The sequence below is a fragment of the Paenarthrobacter sp. NPDC089714 genome, assembly GCF_044748905.1.
Classification (GTDB): Bacteria; Actinomycetota; Actinomycetes; order Actinomycetales; family Micrococcaceae; genus Arthrobacter.
Genome location: NZ_JBIVGX010000001.1, coordinates 452,959 through 475,428, shown reverse-complemented (window position 1 = coordinate 475,428; position 22,470 = coordinate 452,959). Strand labels below are relative to the sequence as shown.

25 protein-coding genes are annotated in these 22,470 nt (G+C 64.0%); 13 read left to right on the top strand and 12 right to left on the bottom strand.

Annotated features, from left to right (window positions below):
* Positions 1 to 4 precede the first annotated feature (4 nt).
* Entirely contained in the window at positions 5 to 928 is a 924-nt protein-coding gene (locus tag ACIPY3_RS02200) for a DNA-methyltransferase (protein ID WP_400329497.1), read from the top strand.
* 55 nt (positions 929 to 983) lie between these two features.
* On the opposite strand, the gene ACIPY3_RS02195 is transcribed toward ACIPY3_RS02200, so the two are convergent.
* Positions 984 to 1,829: a PHP domain-containing protein gene (locus tag ACIPY3_RS02195; RefSeq protein WP_400329494.1), complete on the bottom strand. Its 846-nt coding sequence runs from the start codon at positions 1,827 to 1,829 to the stop codon at positions 984 to 986.
* Between the two features lie 80 nt (positions 1,830 to 1,909).
* Between ACIPY3_RS02195 and ACIPY3_RS02190 the strand changes: the two genes are divergently transcribed.
* A complete protein-coding gene (locus ACIPY3_RS02190) occupies positions 1,910 to 3,484 on the top strand; it encodes an aminopeptidase P family protein (RefSeq protein ID WP_400329491.1) in 1,575 nt (524 codons plus the stop codon).
* A 65-nt stretch (positions 3,485 to 3,549) separates the two neighbouring features.
* Here the strand turns inward: ACIPY3_RS02190 and ACIPY3_RS02185 are convergent, their stop codons facing one another.
* A complete protein-coding gene (locus ACIPY3_RS02185) occupies positions 3,550 to 4,341 on the bottom strand; it encodes a general stress protein (protein ID WP_400329488.1) in 792 nt (263 codons plus the stop codon).
* A gap of 76 nt (positions 4,342 to 4,417) precedes the next feature.
* Between ACIPY3_RS02185 and ACIPY3_RS02180 the strand changes: the two genes are divergently transcribed.
* The 3 genes from ACIPY3_RS02180 to ACIPY3_RS02170 are packed head-to-tail and all read left to right on the top strand — an operon-like array spanning position 4,418 to position 7,542.
* Complete coding sequence (locus ACIPY3_RS02180; protein WP_400269726.1) at positions 4,418 to 5,701, top strand: magnesium transporter MgtE N-terminal domain-containing protein; 1,284 nt, start codon at positions 4,418 to 4,420, stop codon at positions 5,699 to 5,701.
* Positions 5,694 to 6,410 carry a DUF1003 domain-containing protein gene (locus ACIPY3_RS02175; protein ID WP_400329485.1) on the top strand — a complete coding sequence of 239 codons (717 nt, stop codon included), beginning with the start codon at positions 5,694 to 5,696 and terminating at the stop codon, positions 6,408 to 6,410. The genes ACIPY3_RS02180 and ACIPY3_RS02175 overlap by 8 nt, the downstream gene beginning before the upstream one ends.
* Before the next feature lie 4 nt (positions 6,411 to 6,414).
* Complete coding sequence (locus ACIPY3_RS02170; protein WP_400329482.1) at positions 6,415 to 7,542, top strand: Mrp/NBP35 family ATP-binding protein; 1,128 nt, start codon at positions 6,415 to 6,417, stop codon at positions 7,540 to 7,542.
* A gap of 11 nt (positions 7,543 to 7,553) precedes the next feature.
* Here the strand turns inward: ACIPY3_RS02170 and ACIPY3_RS02165 are convergent, their stop codons facing one another.
* Genes ACIPY3_RS02165 through sigE form a run of 3 tightly spaced genes read right to left on the bottom strand, consistent with a single transcriptional unit; the run spans position 7,554 to position 9,520 of the window.
* Positions 7,554 to 7,952: a Sec-independent protein translocase TatB gene (locus tag ACIPY3_RS02165; RefSeq protein WP_400329480.1), complete on the bottom strand. Its 399-nt coding sequence runs from the start codon at positions 7,950 to 7,952 to the stop codon at positions 7,554 to 7,556.
* 31 nt (positions 7,953 to 7,983) lie between these two features.
* Positions 7,984 to 8,889 carry a hypothetical protein gene (locus ACIPY3_RS02160; RefSeq protein WP_400329477.1) on the bottom strand — a complete coding sequence of 302 codons (906 nt, stop codon included), beginning with the start codon at positions 8,887 to 8,889 and terminating at the stop codon, positions 7,984 to 7,986.
* A gap of 7 nt (positions 8,890 to 8,896) precedes the next feature.
* The gene (gene sigE, locus ACIPY3_RS02155; RefSeq protein WP_400269721.1) at positions 8,897 to 9,520 is read right to left on the bottom strand and encodes an RNA polymerase sigma factor SigE; all 624 of its coding nucleotides are present in this window, start codon (positions 9,518 to 9,520) and stop codon (positions 8,897 to 8,899) included.
* Between the two features lie 249 nt (positions 9,521 to 9,769).
* On the opposite strand from sigE, the gene ACIPY3_RS02150 reads away from it, so the two are divergent.
* Entirely contained in the window at positions 9,770 to 10,402 is a 633-nt protein-coding gene (locus tag ACIPY3_RS02150; RefSeq protein WP_400329474.1) for an O-methyltransferase, read from the top strand.
* A gap of 102 nt (positions 10,403 to 10,504) precedes the next feature.
* On the opposite strand, the gene ACIPY3_RS02145 is transcribed toward ACIPY3_RS02150, so the two are convergent.
* The 4 genes from ACIPY3_RS02145 to ACIPY3_RS02130 form a co-directional block, all read right to left on the bottom strand.
* Positions 10,505 to 10,672: a DUF3117 domain-containing protein gene (locus ACIPY3_RS02145; protein WP_064721643.1), complete on the bottom strand. Its 168-nt coding sequence runs from the start codon at positions 10,670 to 10,672 to the stop codon at positions 10,505 to 10,507.
* Positions 10,673 to 10,855: 183 nt separating this feature from the next.
* Positions 10,856 to 12,118, bottom strand: coding sequence for a hypothetical protein (locus ACIPY3_RS02140; RefSeq protein ID WP_400329471.1), 1,263 nt, complete (start codon positions 12,116 to 12,118; stop codon positions 10,856 to 10,858).
* Complete coding sequence (locus ACIPY3_RS02135; protein ID WP_400329468.1) at positions 12,115 to 12,456, bottom strand: DivIVA domain-containing protein; 342 nt, start codon at positions 12,454 to 12,456, stop codon at positions 12,115 to 12,117. Before ACIPY3_RS02135 ends, ACIPY3_RS02140 begins: the two co-directional genes overlap by 4 nt.
* Positions 12,457 to 12,474: 18 nt before the next feature.
* Positions 12,475 to 13,308: a TIGR00730 family Rossman fold protein gene (locus tag ACIPY3_RS02130; protein WP_400329466.1), complete on the bottom strand. Its 834-nt coding sequence runs from the start codon at positions 13,306 to 13,308 to the stop codon at positions 12,475 to 12,477.
* 163 nt (positions 13,309 to 13,471) lie between these two features.
* On the opposite strand from ACIPY3_RS02130, the gene ACIPY3_RS02125 reads away from it, so the two are divergent.
* The 4 genes from ACIPY3_RS02125 (at position 13,472) to ACIPY3_RS02110 (ending at position 16,838) form a co-directional block, all read left to right on the top strand.
* Positions 13,472 to 14,227, top strand: a complete 756-nt coding sequence (locus ACIPY3_RS02125) for an amino acid ABC transporter ATP-binding protein (RefSeq protein WP_397322184.1) — start codon at positions 13,472 to 13,474, stop codon at positions 14,225 to 14,227.
* A 75-nt stretch (positions 14,228 to 14,302) separates the two neighbouring features.
* Positions 14,303 to 15,181 carry a glutamate ABC transporter substrate-binding protein gene (locus ACIPY3_RS02120; protein ID WP_397322182.1) on the top strand — a complete coding sequence of 293 codons (879 nt, stop codon included), beginning with the start codon at positions 14,303 to 14,305 and terminating at the stop codon, positions 15,179 to 15,181.
* A gap of 95 nt (positions 15,182 to 15,276) precedes the next feature.
* On the top strand, positions 15,277 to 15,927 hold the full coding sequence (locus ACIPY3_RS02115; RefSeq protein ID WP_400329461.1) for an amino acid ABC transporter permease: 651 nt from the start codon (positions 15,277 to 15,279) through the stop codon (positions 15,925 to 15,927).
* The gene (locus ACIPY3_RS02110; protein WP_400329459.1) at positions 15,924 to 16,838 is read left to right on the top strand and encodes an amino acid ABC transporter permease; all 915 of its coding nucleotides are present in this window, start codon (positions 15,924 to 15,926) and stop codon (positions 16,836 to 16,838) included. Before ACIPY3_RS02115 ends, ACIPY3_RS02110 begins: the two co-directional genes overlap by 4 nt.
* Before the next feature lie 76 nt (positions 16,839 to 16,914).
* Here the strand turns inward: ACIPY3_RS02110 and dapE are convergent, their stop codons facing one another.
* Positions 16,915 to 18,039 (bottom strand): succinyl-diaminopimelate desuccinylase, encoded by a 1,125-nt coding sequence (gene dapE, locus ACIPY3_RS02105; protein ID WP_400329456.1) that lies wholly within the window; start codon positions 18,037 to 18,039, stop codon positions 16,915 to 16,917.
* A 107-nt stretch (positions 18,040 to 18,146) separates the two neighbouring features.
* Between dapE and dapD the strand changes: the two genes are divergently transcribed.
* Together dapD and ACIPY3_RS02095 are read left to right on the top strand one after the other, a co-directional pair.
* Positions 18,147 to 19,172 carry a 2,3,4,5-tetrahydropyridine-2,6-dicarboxylate N-succinyltransferase gene (dapD, locus tag ACIPY3_RS02100; RefSeq protein ID WP_400329454.1) on the top strand — a complete coding sequence of 342 codons (1,026 nt, stop codon included), beginning with the start codon at positions 18,147 to 18,149 and terminating at the stop codon, positions 19,170 to 19,172.
* Positions 19,173 to 19,185: 13 nt separating this feature from the next.
* Positions 19,186 to 20,028, top strand: coding sequence for a hypothetical protein (locus ACIPY3_RS02095; RefSeq protein WP_400329451.1), 843 nt, complete (start codon positions 19,186 to 19,188; stop codon positions 20,026 to 20,028).
* A gap of 7 nt (positions 20,029 to 20,035) precedes the next feature.
* On the opposite strand, the gene ACIPY3_RS02090 is transcribed toward ACIPY3_RS02095, so the two are convergent.
* Complete coding sequence (locus tag ACIPY3_RS02090) at positions 20,036 to 20,647, bottom strand: hypothetical protein (protein WP_397322175.1); 612 nt, start codon at positions 20,645 to 20,647, stop codon at positions 20,036 to 20,038.
* Positions 20,648 to 20,737: 90 nt separating this feature from the next.
* The gene (locus ACIPY3_RS02085; protein ID WP_400329448.1) at positions 20,738 to 21,364 is read right to left on the bottom strand and encodes a TetR/AcrR family transcriptional regulator; all 627 of its coding nucleotides are present in this window, start codon (positions 21,362 to 21,364) and stop codon (positions 20,738 to 20,740) included.
* 80 nt (positions 21,365 to 21,444) lie between these two features.
* Here ACIPY3_RS02085 and galE point away from each other — a divergent pair, with 80 nt between their 5' ends.
* Positions 21,445 to 22,461, top strand: coding sequence for a UDP-glucose 4-epimerase GalE (galE, locus tag ACIPY3_RS02080; RefSeq protein ID WP_400329446.1), 1,017 nt, complete (start codon positions 21,445 to 21,447; stop codon positions 22,459 to 22,461).
* Positions 22,462 to 22,470: the final 9 nt, after the last annotated feature.

Genomic DNA, 22,470 nt, shown 5'->3' with positions numbered 1-22,470 from the left:
GCAGATGGCTGGAACTGTTTGGGCGCCGGACGGCAGCAACCTGGTGGTGCACGCGGATAACGCGGACTTCCTCCCCACGCTGCCGGACGGCGCCTTCACACTGATCTATGTGGACCCGCCGTTCAACACCGGCAGGGTCCAGCGCCGCCAGGAAACCCGCATGGTGCGCAACGCCGACGGCGACGGCGACCGGGTGGGCTTCAAGGGCCGCTCCTACGACACCATCAAGGGTGCCCTGCACAGCTACGACGACGCCTTCAGCGACTACTGGTCCTTCCTGGAACCCAAGCTCGTGGAGGCGTGGCGGCTCCTTGCCGATGACGGCACGCTGTACCTCCACCTGGACTACCGCGAGGTGCACTACGCCAAGGTGATGCTGGATGCGATCTTCGGCCGCGAATGCTTCCTGAACGAAATCATTTGGGCCTACGACTACGGCGCACGGGCCAAGAACCGCTGGCCCACCAAGCACGACAACATCCTGGTGTACGTCAAGAACCCCACGAAGTACCACTTCGACAACGAAGAAGTGGACCGTGAACCTTACATGGCTCCCGGGCTGGTCACCCCGGCCAAGCGCGAGCGCGGCAAGCTTCCCACGGACGTCTGGTGGCACACCATCGTTTCCCCCACCGGCCGCGAAAAGACCGGTTACCCCACCCAGAAGCCGGAGGGCCTGGTCCGCCGCGTCGTTGCCGCCTCCAGCCGCAAGGGTGACTGGTGCCTGGATTTCTTTGCCGGCTCCGGAACCCTTGGCGCCGTAGCCGCCAAGATGGGGCGCAAGTTCGTGTGCGTGGACCAGAACGAGCAGGCGATCGAGGTCATGCGCAAGCGACTGGGCAGCAAGGCGCTGTTTCCGGAGGGTTCAGGCGGCTCCCTTGGCGAAGGCCTGCACAGCGTCGGCGATCATCTGCACGGCAAGGGCTGACAGCAGCAGGCCCGCAGTCCCGTCCCCACCACGGACGCGAGCAACCAAAGGTCCGTCAGCGGACCACCGCGCAGCCCGTGGCCAGTTCCTCGATCCGTGCCAGAACGCCCGGGTCCGTGACATTCTCGCCCAACAGGTTTGGTTTGCCCGTGCCGTGGTAGTCGGAGGAACCCGTGATGAGCAGGTCATGCCGTGCCGCCAGCCGGCGGAGGAAGGCCCGTCCCTCCTCCGGGTTGTCCCGGTGGTCGATCTCGAGGCCCAGCAGCCCGGCGTCGATCATTTCCCGGTATGTCTGCTCCCCCACGATGCGGCCGCGTGCCGCCGCTACGGGATGCGCAAAGACAGGAACGCCTCCTGCCGCCCTGACAAGTTCGACGGCGATGGCCGGGTCGGGTGCGTAGTGCTGGACGAAGTAGCGCGAATGCGAGGTGAGGATGGAAGCGAAGGCTTCCGATCGGTCCGCCACCACGCCGGCGGCCACCAGGGCGTCGGCGATGTGCGGACGGCCCACAGTGGCTCCCGGTGCCACGTGGTGGATCACGTCGTCCCACGTGAGCGGATAGTCCTCGGACAACAACGTCACCATGCGCTCGGCACGGGTGAGCCTGGCATCCCGGGACTTGGTGATCTCCTCCAGGAGACCGGGATGTGCGGGATCGTGCAAGTAGCTCAGCAAGTGCACGCTGATGCCCAGTTCAGTCCGGCACGAGATCTCCATGCCGGGAACGAACGCCACACCTTGCGCCCGGGCCGCGGCCGCCGCCTGCGCCCAGCCATCGGTGGAGTCGTGGTCCGTCAACGCCACCGCGTCGAGGCCCGCCTCCGCGGCCGATTCCATGACCCCGGCCGGAGTCTCTGTTCCATCTGAAACATTCGAGTGCGCATGCAGGTCTATCCTCACTTTCCCAGCCTATGGGATGCGGGCTTGCTTGGCCGGTTGCGGCGTTGGCCTCCTCACGGAACTGGTGGGACGATGTAACGGTGAACGATGCCGAAAACACCCAGAACTCTGTGTCCCAGCCGTTGCAGGAGCGCGTCAACAACCGCTCCCAGCGGCCCACTTCCGATGCCTTCAAGGCGTTCATGGCCAGCAACTGGGCGCCCGCCCCGCAGGTGACCCCTGCGCGCGACGCCGTTGCCGACCACGCCGCGCGCCGCCGTCGTGCCATTTCCGAACTGTTCAAGGGCGAACGGCTCGTAGTTCCGGCCGGACCGTTGAAGGTCCGCTCCAACGACTGCGATTACCGCTTCCGCCCGCACTCCGGATTCGCGCACCTTACCGGCCTTGGCCTGGACCACGAGCCGGACGCTGTCCTGATCCTTGAGCCAGTGGCCGAAGGCAAGGGCGACGACGGCGGACACCACACAGCCACGCTCTACTTCCGTCCGCTCGCCGGCCGGGACACGGAACAGTTCTACGCCGACTCACGCGCAGGCGAGTTCTGGATTGGGGCACGTCCCACCCTCGCCGAGTTCCAGGCGCGTCTCGGCCTGCCCACGGCCCACATCTCCGAACTGGAAATGGCCATCACCAAGAACGTCGGCGCACCCGAAATCGGCGGCATCTCCATCCGGCTGGTCCGCAAGGTGGATGAGAACATCGACGCCCTGGTGGACACCGCACGCTACAACACTGCCAAGGATCCGGAGAACCTGGACCTGGGCGAACTCGATGCCCTGGACGAGAAGCTCAGTGAAGCCCTCTCCGAACTCCGCCTGGTCAAGGACGAGTGGGAGATCGAGCAGATGCGGATCGCTGTGGCCGCCACGGTTGAGGGCTTTGCCGACGTTGTCCGGGCCCTCCCCCGCGCATTGACCCACAAGCGCGGCGAACGCGTGGTGGAAGGTGCCTTCTTTGCCCGCGCCCGCGAAGAGGGCAACGAACTCGGCTACGACACCATCGCCGCGTCAGGCAACAACGCAACAGTGCTGCACTGGAACCGCAATACCGGAACGGTCGACGCCGGGGACCTCCTCCTGCTCGACGCCGGTGTTGAAGCCGATTCGCTCTACACCGCCGATGTCACGCGTACTTTGCCGGCCAACGGCACATTCTCCGACATCCAGCGCAAGGTCTATGAAGCCGTGCTCGACGCCGCCGATGCCGGGTTCGCAGCGGCCCGGCCGGGTGTGAAGTTCCGTGAGATCCACACGGCGGCCACCACGGTACTGGCCGAGCGGCTTGCTGAGTGGGGCCTGCTGCCCGTATCGGTCGAAGAGGCCATCAGCCCGGAGGGCCAGCAGCACCGCCGGTGGATGCCGCACGGCACCAGCCACCACCTCGGCCTGGATGTCCACGACTGCGCCCAGGCAAAGCGGGAACTCTACCTGGACGGCGTGCTGGCCGAAGGCATGGTGTTCACAATCGAGCCCGGCCTGTACTTCAAGGAAGAGGACCTGGCCATCCCTGCCGAGTACCGCGGCATCGGCGTTCGGATCGAGGACGACATCCTCATGACCGCAGATGGGCCCGTGAACCTGAGCGCCGCGCTGCCCCGCAAGGCCGACGACGTCGAGTCCTGGATGGCCGGTATCTACCAGGAGACCGAAAGCTAGGAACTCCGCTGCACACAAGAAAAGGCCACCGGAGATCCGGTGGCCTTTTCTTGTGTATTTGGCTGCTACTGCTTGGCGGAATCGCCGTCGCCGTTCTGCTGCGCTCCCTGTTCCGGCGCGTTCTGCCCCTCCGTGACCCGTACGCCGTACTGCGGACGGCCGTCGGGAAGGTCCGGGTAGCGCATGGGTGAAGGCGCAGGGTTCTGCGCGGGTTGCGCAGGACGCGGTTCCTGTTCGCCCGGCTGCGGCGCACGCTGGCCATAGGGGTCGTTCCAGGTGGACGGACGCTCGGGCTCCTGCCCGGGCTGCTGGAACGGTGTGTTCTGGGGGTTGTAGTTGCGGGCCTGTCCGGTGGCTGCCTGGGACGGGTTCATGGGCAGCTGCTGGAGGAGGCGCCGTGCCTCGTGGGCCGCTTCGAAGGCGACGATCACGTCATAGTTGGTGGCCACCACCTGGCTGGTCGAGGTGAAGTCGCGCTTTCCACGTTGCGTGGCGTAGGTGACGATGCCGAACAGCATGAAGAAAGCCGCACCCATCAGCACCGAGGTGATGATGGAGAACGGACCGCCCCCAGGCGTGAAAAAAGAGAGCATGACACCAACGAACAAGCCAAACCACATGCCGCTCAAAGCACCCGAAAGGGCAACCCTTGGATAGCTCAGGCGGCCGGTGACCCGCTCCACCATCTTGAGGTCGTTGCCAACAATGGACACCAGCTGCACAGGGAACTGCTGGTCGGCCAGATAGTCCACCGCCTTCTGGGCATCCAGGTAGGAGGTGTATGAGCCCACGGTGTCTCCTTGGGGGACGCTCCGGGATTCCTCAACGGCTTTTGGACCACCAAAAATGTTTGACATAGCTTCATTGTGTCGCATGGACATGTGCGGAGGCTGGAATTCAGCTAAAAGAGAGCAGACTCGGTAGCCTGTAAACATGAGCACACATCCCTCACGCGTCTTTGTCGCGCGCCTGCTCGGTTTGGACGTCTTCGACCCCTTGGGCGACCGTCTGGGCCGATTGCGTGATGTGGTGGTGCTCGCGAGGGGAACACGCGGAGCACCCCATGTGGTGGGCATCGTGGTTGAAGTTCCGGGCAAGAAGCGCGTTTTCGTACCCATGACCCGCATTACCTCGATCGACCAGACCCAGATCATCTGCACGGGCCTGGTGAACCTTCGGCGTTTCGAGCAACGCGGCGCCGAAACCTTGGTGGTGGCGGAAATGTTCGACCGCCGCGTGACTTTGGCCGATGGCAGCGGCGACGCCACCATCGAGGACATCGCCATGGACCAGCACCGTTCCAAGGACTGGTTCGTCAGCAAGCTCTTCGTCCGCCGCGGGCACTCGCTGTCCCCGTTGAGCAGGTTGCGCCGCAACGAAACCCTCATCATCGACTGGGCCGACGCGCAGACGGGTGCCCGCAACGAACCCCAGGCCGCAACCCAGTTCGTTGCCACCCACGAGGACCTCAAGCCGGCCGACTTCGCGGAAGCGCTGCAGGAAATGAGCGACAAGCGCCGCTTCGAGGTGGCCAGCGAACTGCAGGACGAACGCCTTGCCGACGTCCTCCAGGAACTCCCGGAAGACGATCAGGTGGAGATCCTTTCCGCCCTGGACGTTGAGCGTGCCGCCGATGTCCTGGAAGAAATGGACCCGGATGACGCCGCCGACCTCCTGGCCGAGCTTCCCTCCGCCCAGGCCGAGGAACTGCTTCAGCTCATGGAACCCCAGGAAGCCGAGGACGTCCGCCGTCTCCTGGAATACGACGAGGACACCGCCGGTGGCCTGATGACGCCCGTTCCGGTCATCCTTCCACCTGAGGCAACGGTGGCCGAAGCCTTGGCGCACGTCCGCCGGGAGGAACTCTCTCCCGCCCTGGCGTCCTCCATCTTCATCGCCCGTCCGCCATTGGAGACGCCCACCGGCCGTTTCCTGGGCGTCGTGCACATCCAGCAACTCCTGCGTTTCCCTCCCCCGGAGCCCCTGGGCAACCTGGTGGACAAGAATCTGGAACCGCTCTCGGACCAGGCCCACATCAGCGAAGTAGCCCGGACCCTGGCCACGTACAACCTCAACTCGCTTCCCGTCGTCGACGACGACGGCCGTCTTGTGGGGGCGGTGACTGTTGATGACGTGCTGGATCACCTGTTGCCGGATGACTGGCGCGCCCACGAGGACGACGCCCCTATAAGGAAACTCGGAGGCCGCATTGGCTGATAACAACGCCACCCGTTTAACCAAGTCATCGGGACGTTCGGAAAGCAGCCTGGACACACCCCTGAGCGGCCGTCAGCGTATCCTGCCGAAGTTCTCACCCAATCCGGATGCGTTCGGCAACGCAACGGAAGGTTTCGCCCGCTTCATGGGAACGCCGCAGTTCCTGGTCTACATGACCATCTTCTGTGTGTTTTGGCTGGCCTGGAACACGTTCGCACCCACGGACTGGCAGTTCGACCGCATGGAGCTGGGCTTTACGCTGCTGACGCTCATGCTTTCCCTGCAGGCGTCCTACGCAGCTCCCCTCTTGCTCCTCGCCCAGAACCGGCAGGATGACCGGGACCGCGTCTCGCTGCAGCAGGACCGCCAGCGGGCAGAACGGAACCTGTCCGACACCGAGTACCTCACCCGCGAACTCGCTTCGCTGCGCATCGCGCTGCGCGAGGTGGCCACTCGCGATTATGTCCGCGCCGAGCTCCGCAGCCTCCTCGAGGACATCATCGATGCCCAGGAGGAACTGCGGGAAGGCGAAGCGGCCGCGGAGGACGGCGAGTCACCACGGGAGCGGGTGAAAGAGAAGCTGAAGGAAAAGCGTGACAAGTCGCGCGGGCCCCGGACCCAGCAAATCCCCAAGGTCCGCCCGCAACGGAGCGGCCCACAGCACTCCAGCAGCAAATCAGCACCTGAACACCCCGAGAGCCGAGCCTGACCCCATGAGTACCGCATCCACCGAGTCGCTTCATGCTGCCCTGGCGACCGTCATCGACCCCGAACTCCGGCGCCCCATCACCGAGTTGGGAATGGTCGAGTCCGTCTCCGCCGGCAGCGACGGCGTGGTCCACGTGGTGGTCCTGCTGACGATCGCCGGCTGCCCGCTGCGCGAAACCATCACCGGCGATGCCACTGCGGCCCTCTCCAGCGTGGAGGGAGTCACCGGCGTCGAGGTGGAACTCAAGGTCATGACGCCGGAACAGCGGGATGCCCTCAAGGAACAGCTCCGCGGTCCTGGTGGGCAGCGCGGCATTCCTTTCACCAAACCGGAGTCTCTCACCAAGGTCTACGCCGTGGCCAGCGGCAAGGGCGGCGTGGGCAAGTCCTCCGTCACGGTCAACCTGGCCAGCGCGCTGGCCGCGCAAGGCCTCCGCGTGGGCATCGTGGACGCTGACGTCCATGGTTTCTCCGTGCCGGCCCTGATGGGCATCACCCAGAAGCCCACGCAGGTGGACGACATGATCCTTCCCCCGGTGGCTTTCGGCGTGAAGGTCATCTCCATCGGCATGTTCGTGGCAGGCAACCAGCCCGTCGCCTGGCGGGGGCCGATGCTGCACCGCGCCCTGGAACAATTCCTCACGGATGTCTACTTTGGCGACCTCGACGCCTTGTTCCTGGATTTGCCTCCGGGAACCGGTGATATCGCGATCTCCGTGGCGCAACTCCTGCCGAACGCGGAAATCCTCGTGGTCACCACACCGCAGGCAGCCGCGGCGGACGTCGCTGAACGGGCCGGCACCATCGCCACCCAGACGGGGCAGAAAGTGGCCGGCGTCATCGAGAACATGTCCTTCCTGGACATGCCCGACGGCGGCCGCATGGAACTGTTCGGAAGCGGCGGTGGCGCTGCACTCGCTGAGCGGCTGAGTTCTGCCGTCGGCGCCGACGTTCCCCTGCTTGGCCAGATACCCTTGGACATCCGGCTCCGGGAAGGCGGCGACGAGGGCAAGCCGGTAGTCCTCGCTGAAGCGCAGACCACTGCTGCCAAAGCCTTGCAGGACATTGCCGGCAAGCTCGCAGCCCGTCCACGTGGACTCTCGGGGATGTCGCTCGGGATCCAGCCCCGCTGACGCTTTACGGGTCAGGTGGCCTCGGTGTCGAACGGGGCGGCCTCGCCCTCGGCCAGGCGCTCGATGACGCGGGCCGGCGCTTGGGGCCTTGTTTCAGCAGTTGCGGCCGCTACCGCGGCAGTGGCGGCGGGAGCACCTGCGCTCAAGGGCTTGGAATCCTCTTCGAAGAGCGCGTCCTTGATGATCCTGCGGGGATCGTACTGGCGGGGGTCGTATTTCTTCCAGTCGACTTCATCGATGTCGATGCCGACTTCTTCCTTGATTTGCTCCCTGGCCCCGGAGGCCATCCGGCGCACTTCCTTCACCAGGTTGGCGAGCTTCTGAGTGTATTCGGGCAAACGGCTGGGACCGATGACGAGTACGCCGATAATGAGGAGGACTATGAACTCCGGACCGTTGATTCCAAACACGCTACGAAGATTACCTTGTCTGTGAAGCCGCTCATAAACCAGCAGGGCGCAGCAAGGTCCTGAGGCCGCGCAGCAGCCTGTCGGACCACGTCTCTGCGGCTGGCACTTCCGAACTGGCCGCCATGGCATCGGCGGCACGGACCAGTTCGGGGACGGCGTCATCGGCCTTCTCCGCGGGCAGGTCCGAGGAATAGCTGAGGATCCCCGAGGGAGTCCGGTACACGGCACCCCAGGGACTTCCCTGGGTCAGGGTGAGCTGCGCCGTTGTTGGCTGGGATGCCGTGGGCAAGTGCTCTTCCAGGACGGTGGCGTGATGTCCGTTGCTTTCCAGCTTGAGCTCCACCGCTGGGTGCCCGTTGTGGAGCGTCGCCTCCGCGGATATCACGTGGAAGCCCATCGCGGACAACTCCGGGCAAGCCCATCCTTGTTCACGAAGCGAGGCGAGCTGCTCCGGCCCGAGGCTGACGGCCCGGACCGTCTTGGTCCCTTGCTCGACCATGAGTTCCGCGGGACCACCCGTCACGGCCCCTGCCACCGAAGCGACGCTGCCGCTGGCCGCAGCGCGTGCCTCCGGAATGGGATCCCCGGCCACCGCGTAGGCGGACATTGCCAACGCACCAGCGCTCACGGCCAGCGTGCCGGCCGCGACACCGGCAAGGCGCAGACCCCTCCAGCTGGCGGAGGCCGGCCGCAGGTCATCGAAAGGTGAATCGGACTCGCCGGCCAAGTGCTGCGTCCGCTGCAGGAGCCGCTGCGTCAGGTCCTCACTGGCCTGGGGCACAGCCGAGTCCCGCAGGCGCTCCAGATACTGTTGCTCACGCCTGAGGGCCAGGCGGCAATCCGTGCATTGGTCCAGGTGCCCGGGGTTCCGGGAATGGCGAAGGTCAGCGATTTTGCGCCGGGGCGGAGGCCCCGGTACCGAGTGGCGTTCCGGCATCGACTGCCTAGAGGATGCCGGCGATGCGGGGCATCTTCAAGCGCGGCTTGCGCGCCCCTGCCGACCTCGGGTCGCGGTGGGCGAGCTTCTCGCGGAGCATGGTACGGCCGCGGTGGATCCGAGACCTGACGGTGCCCAGCTTCACGCCCAGCGCCTCGGCCACCTCGTCGTAGGACAGACCCTCAAGATCGCAAAGAACGACGGCGGCGCGGAAGTCCGGCGGCAATTCCTCCAGGGCGCGCTGGACATCCAGGTCCAGGTTGTTGTGCTCGAAGCTCTGCTCCGGTCCCGGCTCGCGGCCGGGAAGCCGTGACTCAGCGTCTTCGGCAAGGGCATCAAAGCGGATGCGGCTCTTGCGGCGGGCCTGGTCGAGGAACAGGTTGGTGGTGATGCGGTGCAGCCAACCGTCCAGGGTTCCGGGCTTGAAGTTCTCCAGCGAGCGGAACACCCTGACGAAGACTTCCTGGGTGAGGTCTTCGGCGTCGAACTTATTGCCGGTCAGGCGATAGGCGAGGCGGTACACCTTGGCGGAGTGGTTCGTGACCACTTCCTCCCAGCTGGGCATAACCCATTCAGCAGCGGCCTCGTGGCTTTCCGATGTTTGGACTGGCGCAGCATGCGATGCCGGCATCGTCCACTCCCCTCAAACTGTGGTTCACCGGAGTCCGGTGCCGCTCAACGCGTGGGTGAACGGATAAATATCATGTCAGGGTTGTCTGGGAATTTCCTGATCGGGCTGCACATTCCCCGCACAGCGCAATCCGGGGCCCGGCCTCCTGCGCGGACACAGCCTCCGCCGGACCACGACCGCCCGGTTTGCAGGCCGGAACACAGTAGTCTGGTAGGGAAAACCCCCTCCACGCGGAAAGCGGATCCCTTCATGAGTGCCGACAAGTCAACCAGCTGGTCCTATGCAGAAAACCTGCCTGCTGAGGACGAGGTCTTGCTGCGTGCCCGCGAACGGTCCTTTGAACTGGGCGTCAGCCCGGTCAGTCCGGGCGTGGGCGCCGTCCTCACGGTCCTGGCCGCGGCATCAAAAGCGCAGACAGTGGTGGAAGTTGGCTCGGGCGCCGGCGTTTCCGGTGTTTGCCTCCTGCGCGGGCTGGGGCCGCAAGCTGTGCTGACCACCATCGACGTCGACGTCGAACACCTCAAGGCCGCCCGTGAGGCCTTCCTGGAGTCCGGATCCCCCGCAAACCGGATCCGCACCATCTCCGGCCGGGCCGCCGATGTCCTCCCCCGACTGACCGACAACGCCTATGACCTGGTCTTCATCGATGCCGACAAGCCGAATTTTCCGCGCTACGTGGACCAAGCCGTGCGGCTCCTCAAGTCGCGGGGCACCCTGGTGATCAACGATGCCCTGGACAAGGACAGGGTCTCCAATCCCGCTGCGCGGGAGGCCACCACGGCAGTCCTGCGACAGGTTGGGAAGACCATTCGCGATGACGACCGCCTGGTCTCGTCAATGCTTCCCACCGGCGACGGCCTTCTGGTAGCGGTCAAGAAATAGCAATTCGGCTTTCCGGGCGTTGATTACCGCCCGGCAAAAACAAACTGACCATGCTTAAACAAAAACAAGGCCCGGCATGCGCCGGGCCATGTTTTTGTGCATCTATTCGGTAACGCCCACCAGGCATTCCTTGAGGTTCTCCGCTTCTGCGGCATTGAGCTCGACGACAAGCCGCCCACCGCCTTCGAGCGGCACACGCATAATCAGGCTGCGTCCCTCTTTGGTCACTTCCATAGGGCCGTCGCCAGTACGTGGTTTCATAGCCGCCATTAGGAAAATCCCCTCCATTTGTCCCAAGTCACGCCCAACCCGGCCGGGCTGGATCCGCGTCGCAATTGCAGCCGGCGGCAACGCTTGGGAGGCCGCCTTGGCCGGGCACTTTTCGGTGCTTTTGTCCTTGCTCGTATTTCATTATCCCGTACTTACCCGCCCGTAGCGAATCAATGGACTAATTCACGGCGGGTAGTCCCCGCCTCCGGGCAATTGCGCCCAGGCCCAAAGCCACACCACCCAGACGATCTGGAGGAGCAGGAACATGACCACCACGGCGCCGCGGTATGCCTTTGATTTCGAAAGCAGTGCGGCACCCAGGGCCAACGGAAAAAGGGGCAGCAGCATCCGGAACGTACTGGTCTGCGGATGCAGGAATACCAACAGGTAGCCCATGTAGCACGCGCACCAAAGCCGCAGCTCCATTCCCAAGGCCCGGACGGGCTTGGACACCATGGCCAACACAAAGAGGCCGGCAAAGACGAACGGGGCGAGGACTCCCAGGACAGGGCCGAAGAGCATGCGTCCCGTATCAAACCACGGCTTGAAGGGGACCAGCTCATCGCCCCGCCAGGCGGTCTCAGTACGCGTATAAGCCGCGGGATCACCCGTCACGGCCCAGGCAATCACCGGCCAGGCCAGCGCGGCAGCTCCGGTGATGCACACCAGGACAGCCAGGGACCACAGCGACCCCTTCGACGTGGCCGCGTCGCTTTGCCGTGCCGGGCCGAACCGCTGCCATAGCCGCCACAGCAGGAGCAGCCCAAGCATTGCAGCAAAGGGAACACCCGTTGGCCGCGAAAAGCACATGAGGACTACCACCGGGATGGCCGCAACGTAGCGGCGCCGCACCACCAACAAAAGCGAAGCTGCCAACAAGAGCAGGTTCAACGACTCCGCGTAGGGGACCTGGAGGATCGGAGAGATGGGAAACGTGGAAACGAAAACCACACCCCACATGGCGGCACGCCGGCCCGTCACTTCCCGGAACAGCTTAAAAATCACCAAAGCGGCGAACAACCCCGCAACCATTGCGATCGCCGTCAGGGACTGCAGTGTGCCAAGTCCGGTGATGGCGCCAACACCCCGCGCCAGGAAAGGGAACAGTGCGTAGAACGCCCAGGCGTTTTCCTTGACCACGCCGTTCTGGTCAACGGGCAGCTCCGAGGGGTAGCCGTTGTCGGCGGCCTGCTGGTACCAGCGACCATCCCAGATGGTGATGAATTTCCAGTAATCCGGCGCCGGCGGGAACCACGGATTGGTCCCTTGATGAATGGCGGCGGCCGCAAAGATCGCTGCGCTGACTAGCCTTGCGGCCAGATACACCAAGGCCACCTGGACCCACCACGGCCAGCCGGCAACCAGGTTGCCGGCCCGCAACACGACCTTGCCGAGACAGGCTGTGACACCCTCCGCGGCGGGCGCAGGCGGAAGGGGAACACTCATTGCGCTGCCCGCACAGATCCATCGCCGTCCGGATCCGTGGGCAGGAGGCCTTTGAGCCGTTCAATCTCACGGTCCTTGGCGAGCAACTGGTCACGGAGCTCGTCGAGTACCTGGTCCACTTGGTCCATGCGGTAGCCCCGCAGCCCCAGGGCAAAACGCAGGTCGTCAACGTCGGTGGCGTCGGCCTGGCCCGGAAGGAGGACCGGGGGCAGATTGGGCGTGGGATCGTCCAGGCCCGCTCCCAAGGAACGGCCGCGGACAATCCCTGCGCCAAAGAACAACGCCGCCCCGACGAGGACGATTGCGAGAAACACGAGGAAAAAGCTCACAGGGACCATCGTGCCAGAAAGGAATCCCTACTCCGGGCGTTGTTCCCCTGTGGGCGTCGGCAAAGGCGTTCCGTGGAGCACCCGATGCACGGCGTCCGCAGGATCGTCCACGAGCTGGATGAGATCCAGGTCCTTCTCGGACACCATGCCTTCGGCAACCAGCGTGTCCCGGATCCATTCGATCATCGGACCCCAGAAGCGGACCCCCAGGAGCACGATCGGGAACGATGTGACCTTTCGCGTCTGGACCAGGACCATGGCCTCGAAGAGCTCGTCGAGGGTGCCGAGTCCGCCGGGGAGAACCACGAAGCCTTGCGCGTACTTCACGAACATCGTTTTCCGGGCGAAGAAGTAACGGAAGTTGATACCCAGGTCCACCCATTGGTTGAGTCCCTGTTCGAAAGGCAACTCAATGCCGAGGCCCACTGAGACTCCATTGCCTTCGACGGCGCCCTTGTTGGCCGCTTCCATGGAGCCCGGTCCGCCACCGGTGATGACAGCCACCCCGGCTTCGGCCAATTTCCGGCCTACATCCACGGCCATTTCGTAGTACTCGGTTCCGGGGCGTGTCCGGGCAGAGCCAAAAACACTCACCGCGGGACCAATGTCCGCCAATGCACCGAAGCCCTCGACGAATTCGCTTTGAATGCGCAACACGCGCCACGGGTCCGTATGAATGAACTGTCCGGCGCCGCTGGTGTCCAGCAAATGCTGGTCGGACATACCGGTGTCAGCCTGTTTCCGACGCAGTTCCAGTGGGCCTTTGTGTTTAGCTGGCGCAACCGGTGATGGAAGTGGCGCGCTGCTCCCCACGCGACCGTTCGCGTCGGGGCTGGGAACTGGGTGCTGGCTGATACTCATTGCCCAAGGCTAGCGCTATTGCAGGGGTGCACTGCCCGTTGACCCGTGTGTTTGCATTGCAGTCTGATATATCGCTGGAAAGCAGGTTTCTGTTCAGTCACGATCTGAAAGAACTTGCCGTGACCGTGGTCATATTTACTTACTTGTTCGCTAGATTCGAGCTATGACTACTCAAGTGTCCGGCGATGCGCTCGTCTCCCTGAACAGCGTCAACAAACACTACGGTCAATTGCACGTCCTCAAAGACATCAACCTTCAGGTCAAGAAGGGTGAGGTTGTAGTGGTCATCGGACCCTCCGGTTCCGGTAAGTCCACTTTGTGCCGTGCCATCAACCGTTTGGAAACGATCGACGACGGCGACATCTCGATCGACGGAAAGAAGCTTCCCGAAGAAGGCAAGGAACTCGCCCACCTGCGAGCCGACGTCGGAATGGTCTTTCAGTCCTTCAACCTGTTCGCCCACAAGACGATCCTGGAGAACGTCACCCTGGGCCCCATCAAGGTCAAGGGCGTAGCCAAAGGCACCGCGGAGCGCGAGGCCATGGCGCTCCTGGAGCGCGTAGGCGTTGGGCATCAGGCACCGAAGCTTCCCGCGCAGCTCTCAGGCGGCCAGCAGCAACGTGTCGCAATCGCCCGCGCACTGGCCATGAAGCCCAAGGTGATGCTTTTCGACGAACCCACCTCGGCCTTGGACCCCGAAATGATCAACGAGGTCCTGGACGTCATGATCCAGCTCGCCAAGGAAGGCATGACCATGATCGTGGTCACCCACGAGATGGGATTTGCCCGGAAAGCGGCTGACCGCGTGGTGTTCATGGCAGACGGCCAAATCGTCGAGGACGCGGCGCCCGAGGAATTCTTCACGAATCCGAAGAGCAGCCGCGCCAAGGACTTCCTGTCCAAACTCCTGACCCACTAGCTCCCTGCCGGCCCGCACCCAGGCTGCAAGGAAACGCACCCGGCCGTAAAGCGGCCTATCAATGAAAGGAACGTCATGAAGTCTCTGTTCACCCGGAGGAAGTCCCTCCTGGTCGCCGCATCAGCTGCGCTGGCCCTCTCGCTCAGCGCCTGCGGTGGTGGCGGGAGCTCCACCACTCCCCCGGTTGCCTCGGCGAGCTTTGAAGCCGGCACCACCATGGAGAAGCTCAACAAGGCCCAGAAGATCACCATCGGCACCAAGTTCGACCAGCCGCTCTTCGGCCAGAAGGGCCTGGACGGCAAGCCTGTTGGTTTCGACGTTGAAATCGGCAAGGCCATTGCAGCCAAGCTGGGCATCCCCGCGGACAAGATCGAATGGGTCGAGACCGTTTCGCAGAACCGCGAATCGTTCATCGAGCAGGGCCGTGTGGATCTGGTCATCGCCACGTACACCATCAACGACGCCCGCAAGGAAAAGGTCTCCTTCGCCGGACCGTACTACGAGGCAGGCCAGGCGCTGCTGGTGAACAAGGATGACAACTCCATCACCAAGCCGGAGGACGTCAAGGGCAAGAAGGTATGCTCCGTGACCGGCTCCACCCCTGCCAAGACCATCGCCGAAAAGTACGGTGCTGAAGTTGTTCCGGCCGCTACCTACACCGCATGCCTGGAGCCGCTGCGCAACAAGCAGGTTGTCGCAGTGACCACGGACAACGTGATCCTGGCCGGTTACGTGGACAAGGAACCGGACGCCTTCAAGCTCGCCTCGGACGAGACCTTCACCAAGGAGCCCTACGGCATCGGCCTGAAGAAGGACGACACCACCTTCCGCAACTGGATCAACGACCAGCTGGAAGCCCTCCAGAAGGATGGCGACTACAAGAAGGCCTGGGAAGCAACGGCAGGCAAGGTCATCAAGACCACACCTGAACTTCCTGCCATCAACCGCTACTAGTCGGTGTCCGGTAACTGCCGCCGCTCCTCACAGGGCGGCGGCAGTTACTGAAACCAAGGACCCTGTTCCGTGATTAGCTGCAGCCAAAGGAAGCCATGGACGCCGTCATAGCAAGCCTCCCCCAATACTGGGACGGATTTCTCCGCACCCTCTATCTCTCCGTCATTTCCGGAGTCATCGCCCTCATCGTGGGCACCATCCTCGCCGCCATGAGGGTTTCGCCTGTTGCTGCATTGCGCGGCTTCAGCATGTTCTACGTGGAAGTCGCCCGAAACACTCCGCTGACGATCATCTTCTTCTTCTCCGCCATTGTCCTTCCCCGGCTTGGCATCAAATTCGACCAGTTCGAGGTCGCGGCCATCATTGCCCTGAGCTCGTACACCGCAGCGTTCGTCGCCGAAGCCGTCCGCTCCGGTGTGAACAGCGTTCCCGTGGGCCAGGCCGAAGCGGCACGAAGCATCGGAATGACCTTCACCCAGGTCCTGGGTTTCATCGTCCTCCCGCAGGCCCTCAGGACGGTGGTTCCGCCGTTGATCAACATTGTGATCGCCCTGGTGAAGAACTCATCGGTAGCCGGCGCCTTCTTTGTCCTTGAACTCTTCGGCTACGGCCGCAAGCTCTCCAATGACTACGGCGACCAGGTCCTGTGGATCCTGCTCGGCGTCGCGTTCTTCTACCTGCTGATCACCGTGCCACTTGGTCTCCTTGCGCACTTCGTCGAACGAAAGGTGGCGATTGCCCGATGACATCGGTCCTGTACGACGTCCCCGGCCCCAAGGCCCGCCTCTATTCGCTGCTCGGATCCGCTGCCGGCATCCTGATCATCCTGGGCGTCCTTGCCCTGGCGGTCACGACTCTTGCGCAGCAGGGAATTTTCGACGCCGACCGTTGGGAAATCTTCTACGGCCCCATGGCTCCGGACGTCTGGAACCTGATCGGCCAGGGCATCGTGTCCACGCTGGTGGCAGCCGCAGTGGCCGCCGTCATCGCGTTCCCCCTCGGGATTGCCCTCTGCCTGCTCCGGATTTCGCTCATTTCCTGGATCCGGGTTCCAACGCAGGTCGTCCTGGAGTTCCTCCGCGGCATGCCCGTGGTCCTCATGATGTTGTTCGTGCTGCTGGTTTTCGCCACCGGCCAGTTCGTCGCAGTCGTCGCGGGCCTGGTCCTTTACAACGCGGCCATCTTCGCGGAGATCCTCCGGGCCGGTATCCAGTCGCTTCCCAAGGGACAGCGTGAGGCCGGTTTGGCGATCGGCCTGCGGAGCTTCCAGTCGCGGATGATCATCGAGTTCCCGCAGGCTACCCGGCGGATGCTTCCGTCCCTGGTGGCCCAGCTCGTGGTGCTCCTCAAGGACACCTCACTGGGCTACATCGTCGGCTACGAGGAACTGCTCCGCAAGATCCAGATCATGGCCGACTTCCTTGGCCCCGATTTCCTGTTCCCCGCGTTCTTCGTGGGTGCCGCCATCTACATCCTGATCAACCTCACGGTGTCCCGGATTGCCATCTGGATTGAACGCCGCGGGTCCAGGAAAGCGGCGGGAGGGGTTGCCCCAGCAACAATCCGCACAGGCCTTGAAGGCACCGGCAACGATCCCGTTGCCCAGAATGTGGTTCCGGCGCCGGAGCACAAAGATACTTCAGGCCCAAGTAAGTAGCAGCCACTCGGGCTACCAGGAGGGGTCCCCAGCCGCATGGCTGGGGACCCCTCCTCGTCTTTCAGCCGTTCGGTATCTACTGTCCCAGCCACGTCCGCAGTGCACGCAGGCACTCACGGATGGCGTCGGCGTCGACGTGTTCGTTGTCTTTGTGCGCCAACAGTGGATCGCCGGGCCCGAAGTTCACCGCCGGGATGCCCAACTCGCTGAAACGCGCGACGTCGGTCCAGCCGTATTTGGGCTTGGGCTCGGCTCCCACTGCGGCAACGAAGGACGCCGCGGCAGGATGGTTCAGTCCAGGGCGCGCCCCGGCTGCGGCGTCGGTGCGGACGACGTCGAAGCCCTCAAGGAGTTCGCGGACGTGGGCTTCGGCCTGGTCAGGTGTCTTGTCCGGGGCGAAGCGGTAATTGATCTCCACTACGCAGCGGTCTGGGATCACGTTCCCGGCAGTACCGCCGTTGATCTTCACGGCGTTGAGGCTTTCCCGGTAGTCCAGGCCGTCAACGTTGATGGTCCGTGGCTCATACGCGGCGAGCCTGGCGAGAATGGGCGCCGCGGCGTGGATCGCGTTGCTGCCCATCCAGGCGCGGGCGGAGTGTGCCGTCTCGCCCACCGTGGTGGCCTCGAAACGGCTGGTTCCGTTGCAGCCTCCCTCCACGGTTCCGTGCGTCGGTTCCAGGAGGATTGCGAAATCTCCGTCCAGCAGGTCCCCATGGTTGCGGACCAAGCGGCCCAAACCGCTCTTCACCGCTTCCACTTCCTCGTGGTCGTAAAAGACAAAGGTGACATCCTTGTCCGGTTGCGTGCCGCCGTCGAACAGTGTCGCAGCCAGCGCAAGCTGCACGGCGACGCCACCCTTCATGTCCGTGGTCCCGCGGCCGTAGAGCACGCCCTCGCCCGGGACGCCCGATTCCCACGTGGCGGGAACGGTCCCCAACGAGCCCGGTACGGTGGGCAGCGGAACCGTGTCCAGATGGCCAGCCAGGATGACCCGCTCAGAGCGGCCCAGTTCAGTCCGGGCAATGATCGCGTCGCCGTCGCGCACCACGGTGTACTGGGGAATCGCACGCAGGGCGGATTCCACGGCGTCGGCGAGCTCGGTTTCGTTCCCGGAGACGCTGTTCACGTCGATGAGCGCGGCCGTCAGCAAAGCGACATCCTGGCGCAGGTCAAGGAGGGCAGGTGCAGGGTTCAGGGTCACCCTTCCACCTTAACGCCATGGCGTTCGCCCCTTCGACGGGAAATGCGACCTCCCAGTCCGTGGAACGGGTTTCAGCCGCGCTGCACGTGATCGATACACTTGGCCCCATGACTGAAACTGCTTCTTCTGCTGTGCCCGCAAGCGCGCCCGTTAACGACCGATCGGCCTACGGATTCGGCCTCGCCACGATCGCTACCTCGGCCTCCGGGGAAGCCACCGTTCTGGACGTCTGGTACCCGGCCCCGTCGCTGGGCGTAGCCGCCGAAACCCTTCGCGACGTTGAAAACGCCGAACCCTCCCTTACCGCCCTTGCCGAAGAAGGCAAGGATGCCGACCGGGGCACGGAGCAGAAGGTTGTCTTTGCTCAGATCGATCTGGACGCCGCCCCGGCAGACACCGCCGACGCCTACCTCCGCCTGCACCTGCTCTCGCACCGCCTGGTCAAGCCGAACAGCATCAACTTGGACGGCGTCTTCGGCAAGCTGCCCAACGTCGTGTGGACCAACTTCGGCCCTGCAGCCGTGGAAGGCTTCGAACTGACGCGCGCCCGCCTGCGCAAGCGCGGCAATGTGGTTGTCTACGGCGTGGACAAGTTCCCGCGCATGGTGGACTATGTGGTTCCCACCGGCGTTCGTATTGCCGACGCAGACCGCGTCCGCTTGGGTGCACACCTGGCCGAGGGCACCACCGTGATGCACGAGGGCTTTGTGAACTTCAACGCCGGCACCTTGGGCACGTCCATGGTTGAAGGCCGTATCTCCGCGGGTGTTGTGGCAGGGGACGGCACGGACGTTGGCGGTGGCGCGTCCATCATGGGCACGCTCTCCGGTGGCGGCAAGGAAAAGATTGCCCTCGGTGAGCGGGTACTGCTCGGCGCCAACTCCGGCGTTGGCATCAGCATCGGCGACGATTCCGTGGTCGAAGCCGGACTGTACGTCACGGCTGGCACCCGCGTCCGTGTTCCGGGCCCGAAGGACGAGAACGGCGAGGACACCAGCAAGATCATCAAGGCCGTCGAACTCTCCGGCGTTCCAAACCTCCTGTTCCGCCGTAACTCCACCACCGGTGGCGTTGAGGTCCTGCCGCGGGCAGGCCAGACCGTGGAACTGAACGAGGCTCTGCACGCCAACTAGGGGGAGAGAAACCATGCGCCGCTTGCGCCGCGCCATCGTGGCGGTGTTGGCCTTGGCCCTCGTGGCAGGCGCCATCTACGCAATAGTCGCAGTGCTGCAGCGCTCCGAGACCCTTGTCTCGGAGCGCTGCGTCGCTGTGGTGGGGTCTGAGAGTTACGAACTCGCTACCGACCAATCCGCCAACGCATCCCTTATCGCGGCCATCTCCGTCCGCCGCGGCATGCCTCCTCGTGCTGCGAGCATCGCCCTCGCCACGGCCATGCAGGAATCCCGGTTGCGCAACATCAACTACGGTGACGAGGCGGGCCCTGATTCCCGAGGGCTCTTCCAACAACGGCCATCGCAGGGCTGGGGCACCGAGGCGCAGGTCATGGACCCTTTGTATGCGGCCAACGCCTTCTACGACGGACTGGCAAAGATCCCGGGCTACGAGAGCATGGAAGTAACCCAAGCTGCCCAGGCCGTCCAGCGATCCGCGTTCCCCCGCGCCTACGCGCAGCATGAGCCCATGGGCCGCGCCTTTGCCTCTGCACTGACGGGCCATTCCGAGTCCGCTTTGAGTTGCGAACTCCGGATGCCCGACGCGGCAGGTGACCCTGCCGCCGTCGTCAATGAACTCACGACGGCGTTCGGCGCCCAGGCGAGCAGTGTCGAGGGACGCTCGGTGCATGTGGACGTGACGGGGACCCAGGCCTGGGCGATCGGGCACTGGGCCGTGGCGAATGCCAAGGAACTGTCCATCACACAAGTGGACGTAGCCGGGCACACCTGGAATCGGGAGAAGCGCAACGGCTGGACCGACGCGGCAGCGCCGTCGGATACGCTGACCATCACGGTTTCGGCCCCCACCACCTAACGCCTGGTCAGGCGAGCAGCTCAACCACCGGTTGGACGTAGCTCCGGAACACGTCGGGCTGGGACAACAGCCGGTGGCTCATGATCATGGTGCTGGGTTCGAGGTACCAGGCGCGCGGCTCATTGAGCGGCAACTCGATGATGGTGAGATCGAAGTCGCGCGAGCTCCGGCCAACTTCCAGCAACCGGTCCTCCACCATCTCGTTGAGGACGCTCGTGATTCCGTTCGCTTCGCGGGCAGCCTCCATGTCCGCGTATTCATCGATCCTGTCGGTGGCCCAGCCCAGGGCCGAACCGAAATGGGCTTGCAGGACGCGCTGGAGGGCAGGGGAATTTCCGAAGGCCTTGAAGCTCGGGGGCGCCAACTCCAGTGCGGGTTTGGGATAAGACTTCACGAGCTTCTCCCACCAGGCCTCCCACTCCGTCTTCAACGCACTGATGCCGCCAACGTCCGAGGTGAGGTGGCTGTGGTCGGCGTGGCGGACCTTGGGAGAAGCATGGGAGAGCATCGGTTTTCCGGCACCGTCGAGTCCGGCCACATCACGCAAGTACAACGCGATGAGCATCGGCCCGGACGTGTCCATGGTGATGCGCCATCCCGGGCCGCCTGACTCATGCATCCGAATTCCTCCCTTGGGCAGGTTCCCGACATGTCCCAGTCTATTCCCGAAGCGCCGCCACGTTAACGGCGGAGGCGCAACCGCTTTGGCCTAGCCGGCGGCAGGAACAGCGTCAAAGACTGCCAGATGGGCCGTCAACACGTCACTGCACATTTCCGCCGTCATCCACTCCGGCTGCAGCAACGCGTGCATGCACAGTCCGTCCAGGGTGGCGAGCAGCCGTTCGGCCTCGGTCACCAGGGTTTGCGGCGCTCCGGCCTCCCCCGGGCTCAGGAGGACAATGAGTTGACCCACGACGGCGGCGACGGACCGGTGGCTGCGTTCCGCCTCGGCGGCAAACACTGGGTTGATGCGGGCGGCATGCCGGAACGCCATCCAGACACAGGCGTCGACGGCCGATTCCTCGTCCAGGGGAAGGAACTGGCCCAAGAGATTGAGTACGGAGGCATGGCGTTCCGGGCTGCCTGCGGCGTGATCCCGGACAGTATCCAGCGCGGCCTCGAGGCGGGCCGTGATGCGGTCGATAACGGTTCCAAAAGAGAACACCAAGAGTTCGTCGCTGCTGGAAAAGTAGTGCCGTACGGAGCCCACGGCCAGCCCTGCCTCGTCGGCCACTTCCCGGAGGGATGCCCTTTCCAAGCCGTCGCTGGCTATGATGCGGAATACTGCTTGGACGACTTCCTGGCGCCGGGCTTCGGCATCAACAATTTTGGGCACCAGTATTTTCTAGCACGAACGTGCTTCAACACCGCTCAACACTGAGCGGCGTGCCTCTACTTTCGGATAGCGTAGACACCATGAAAATTCTTGTCACGGGTGGCACCGGCTACATCGGTTCGCACACCGTTTTGTCCCTCCAGGAAGCCGGCCACGACGTCGTCGTCCTCGACAACCTCGTGAACTCCAGCGAAGAGTCGCTGCGCCGGGTCTCCGAGTTGACCGGCAAGACCGCCGCCTTCCACGAGGTGGACCTGGTGGACGAACCCGCCGTCGAGGCCGTGTTCGACCAGCACCAGATCGACGCCGTGATCCACTTCGCCGGCCTCAAGGCCGTCGGTGAGTCCGTCCAGGAACCGCTCGCCTACTACTACAACAACATTGTGGGCACCCTGAACCTGCTCCGCGCCATGGACAAGCACAACGTCCGTTCCATCGTCTTCAGCTCCTCGGCCACCGTCTACGGCGAGCACAACCCGATCCCCTACATCGAAAAAATGGAGATCGGCGCCAACAACCCCTACGGCCGCACCAAGGAACAGATCGAAGACATCCTCTCCGACCTTGGCAACGCGGACGACCGCTGGCACATAGCACTGCTGCGCTACTTCAACCCGGTTGGCGCGCACCCCTCCGGCCGGATCGGCGAAGACCCCCAGGGCATCCCGAACAACCTTGTGCCGTTCATCGCCCAGGTAGCCGTGGGTCGCCGCGAGAAACTCATGGTGTTCGGCGGCGACTACGACACCCCGGATGGCACCGCCCAGCGCGACTACATCCACGTAGTGGACCTCGCGGATGGACACGTCGCAGCGCTGAACCACATCGCCACCCGCGCCGGTGTGCGCCGCTGGAACCTCGGTTCGGGCAAGGGTTCCTCCGTACTGGAAGTCCTGCGCTCCTTCGAGAAGGCCGTTGGGCAGCCGATCCCCTACGAGATCACCGGGCGCCGGGCAGGGGACCTCCCTGCCTTCTGGGCCGACGCTTCCTCGGCACTGGCCGACCTCGGCTGGTCCACCACCAAGACCGTGGACCAGATGTGCGAGGACCACTGGCGTTGGCAAAAGAACAACCCCTACGGGTACAACGCGTCCTAAGCCAACGCG

Coding starts and splice junctions, on each gene's coding strand:
- ACIPY3_RS02200 (WP_400329497.1), top strand. CDS start 5: ATGGCTGGAACTGTTTGGGCGCCGGACGGCAGCAACCTGGTGGTGCAC.
- ACIPY3_RS02185 (WP_400329488.1), bottom strand. CDS start 4,341: ATGTCAAACATTTTTGGTGGTCCAAAAGCCGTTGAGGAATCCCGGAGC.
- ACIPY3_RS02180 (WP_400269726.1), top strand. CDS start 4,418: ATGAGCACACATCCCTCACGCGTCTTTGTCGCGCGCCTGCTCGGTTTG.
- ACIPY3_RS02170 (WP_400329482.1), top strand. CDS start 6,415: ATGAGTACCGCATCCACCGAGTCGCTTCATGCTGCCCTGGCGACCGTC.
- ACIPY3_RS02160 (WP_400329477.1), bottom strand. CDS start 8,889: ATGCCGGAACGCCACTCGGTACCGGGGCCTCCGCCCCGGCGCAAAATC.
- sigE (WP_400269721.1), bottom strand. CDS start 9,520: ATGCCGGCATCGCATGCTGCGCCAGTCCAAACATCGGAAAGCCACGAG.
- ACIPY3_RS02150 (WP_400329474.1), top strand. CDS start 9,770: ATGAGTGCCGACAAGTCAACCAGCTGGTCCTATGCAGAAAACCTGCCT.
- ACIPY3_RS02145 (WP_064721643.1), bottom strand. CDS start 10,672: ATGGCGGCTATGAAACCACGTACTGGCGACGGCCCTATGGAAGTGACC.
- ACIPY3_RS02140 (WP_400329471.1), bottom strand. CDS start 12,118: ATGAGTGTTCCCCTTCCGCCTGCGCCCGCCGCGGAGGGTGTCACAGCC.
- ACIPY3_RS02135 (WP_400329468.1), bottom strand. CDS start 12,456: ATGGTCCCTGTGAGCTTTTTCCTCGTGTTTCTCGCAATCGTCCTCGTC.
- ACIPY3_RS02130 (WP_400329466.1), bottom strand. CDS start 13,308: ATGAGTATCAGCCAGCACCCAGTTCCCAGCCCCGACGCGAACGGTCGC.
- ACIPY3_RS02125 (WP_397322184.1), top strand. CDS start 13,472: ATGACTACTCAAGTGTCCGGCGATGCGCTCGTCTCCCTGAACAGCGTC.
- ACIPY3_RS02120 (WP_397322182.1), top strand. CDS start 14,303: ATGAAGTCTCTGTTCACCCGGAGGAAGTCCCTCCTGGTCGCCGCATCA.
- ACIPY3_RS02115 (WP_400329461.1), top strand. CDS start 15,277: ATGGACGCCGTCATAGCAAGCCTCCCCCAATACTGGGACGGATTTCTC.
- ACIPY3_RS02110 (WP_400329459.1), top strand. CDS start 15,924: ATGACATCGGTCCTGTACGACGTCCCCGGCCCCAAGGCCCGCCTCTAT.
- dapD (WP_400329454.1), top strand. CDS start 18,147: ATGACTGAAACTGCTTCTTCTGCTGTGCCCGCAAGCGCGCCCGTTAAC.
- ACIPY3_RS02095 (WP_400329451.1), top strand. CDS start 19,186: ATGCGCCGCTTGCGCCGCGCCATCGTGGCGGTGTTGGCCTTGGCCCTC.
- ACIPY3_RS02090 (WP_397322175.1), bottom strand. CDS start 20,647: ATGCATGAGTCAGGCGGCCCGGGATGGCGCATCACCATGGACACGTCC.
- galE (WP_400329446.1), top strand. CDS start 21,445: ATGAAAATTCTTGTCACGGGTGGCACCGGCTACATCGGTTCGCACACC.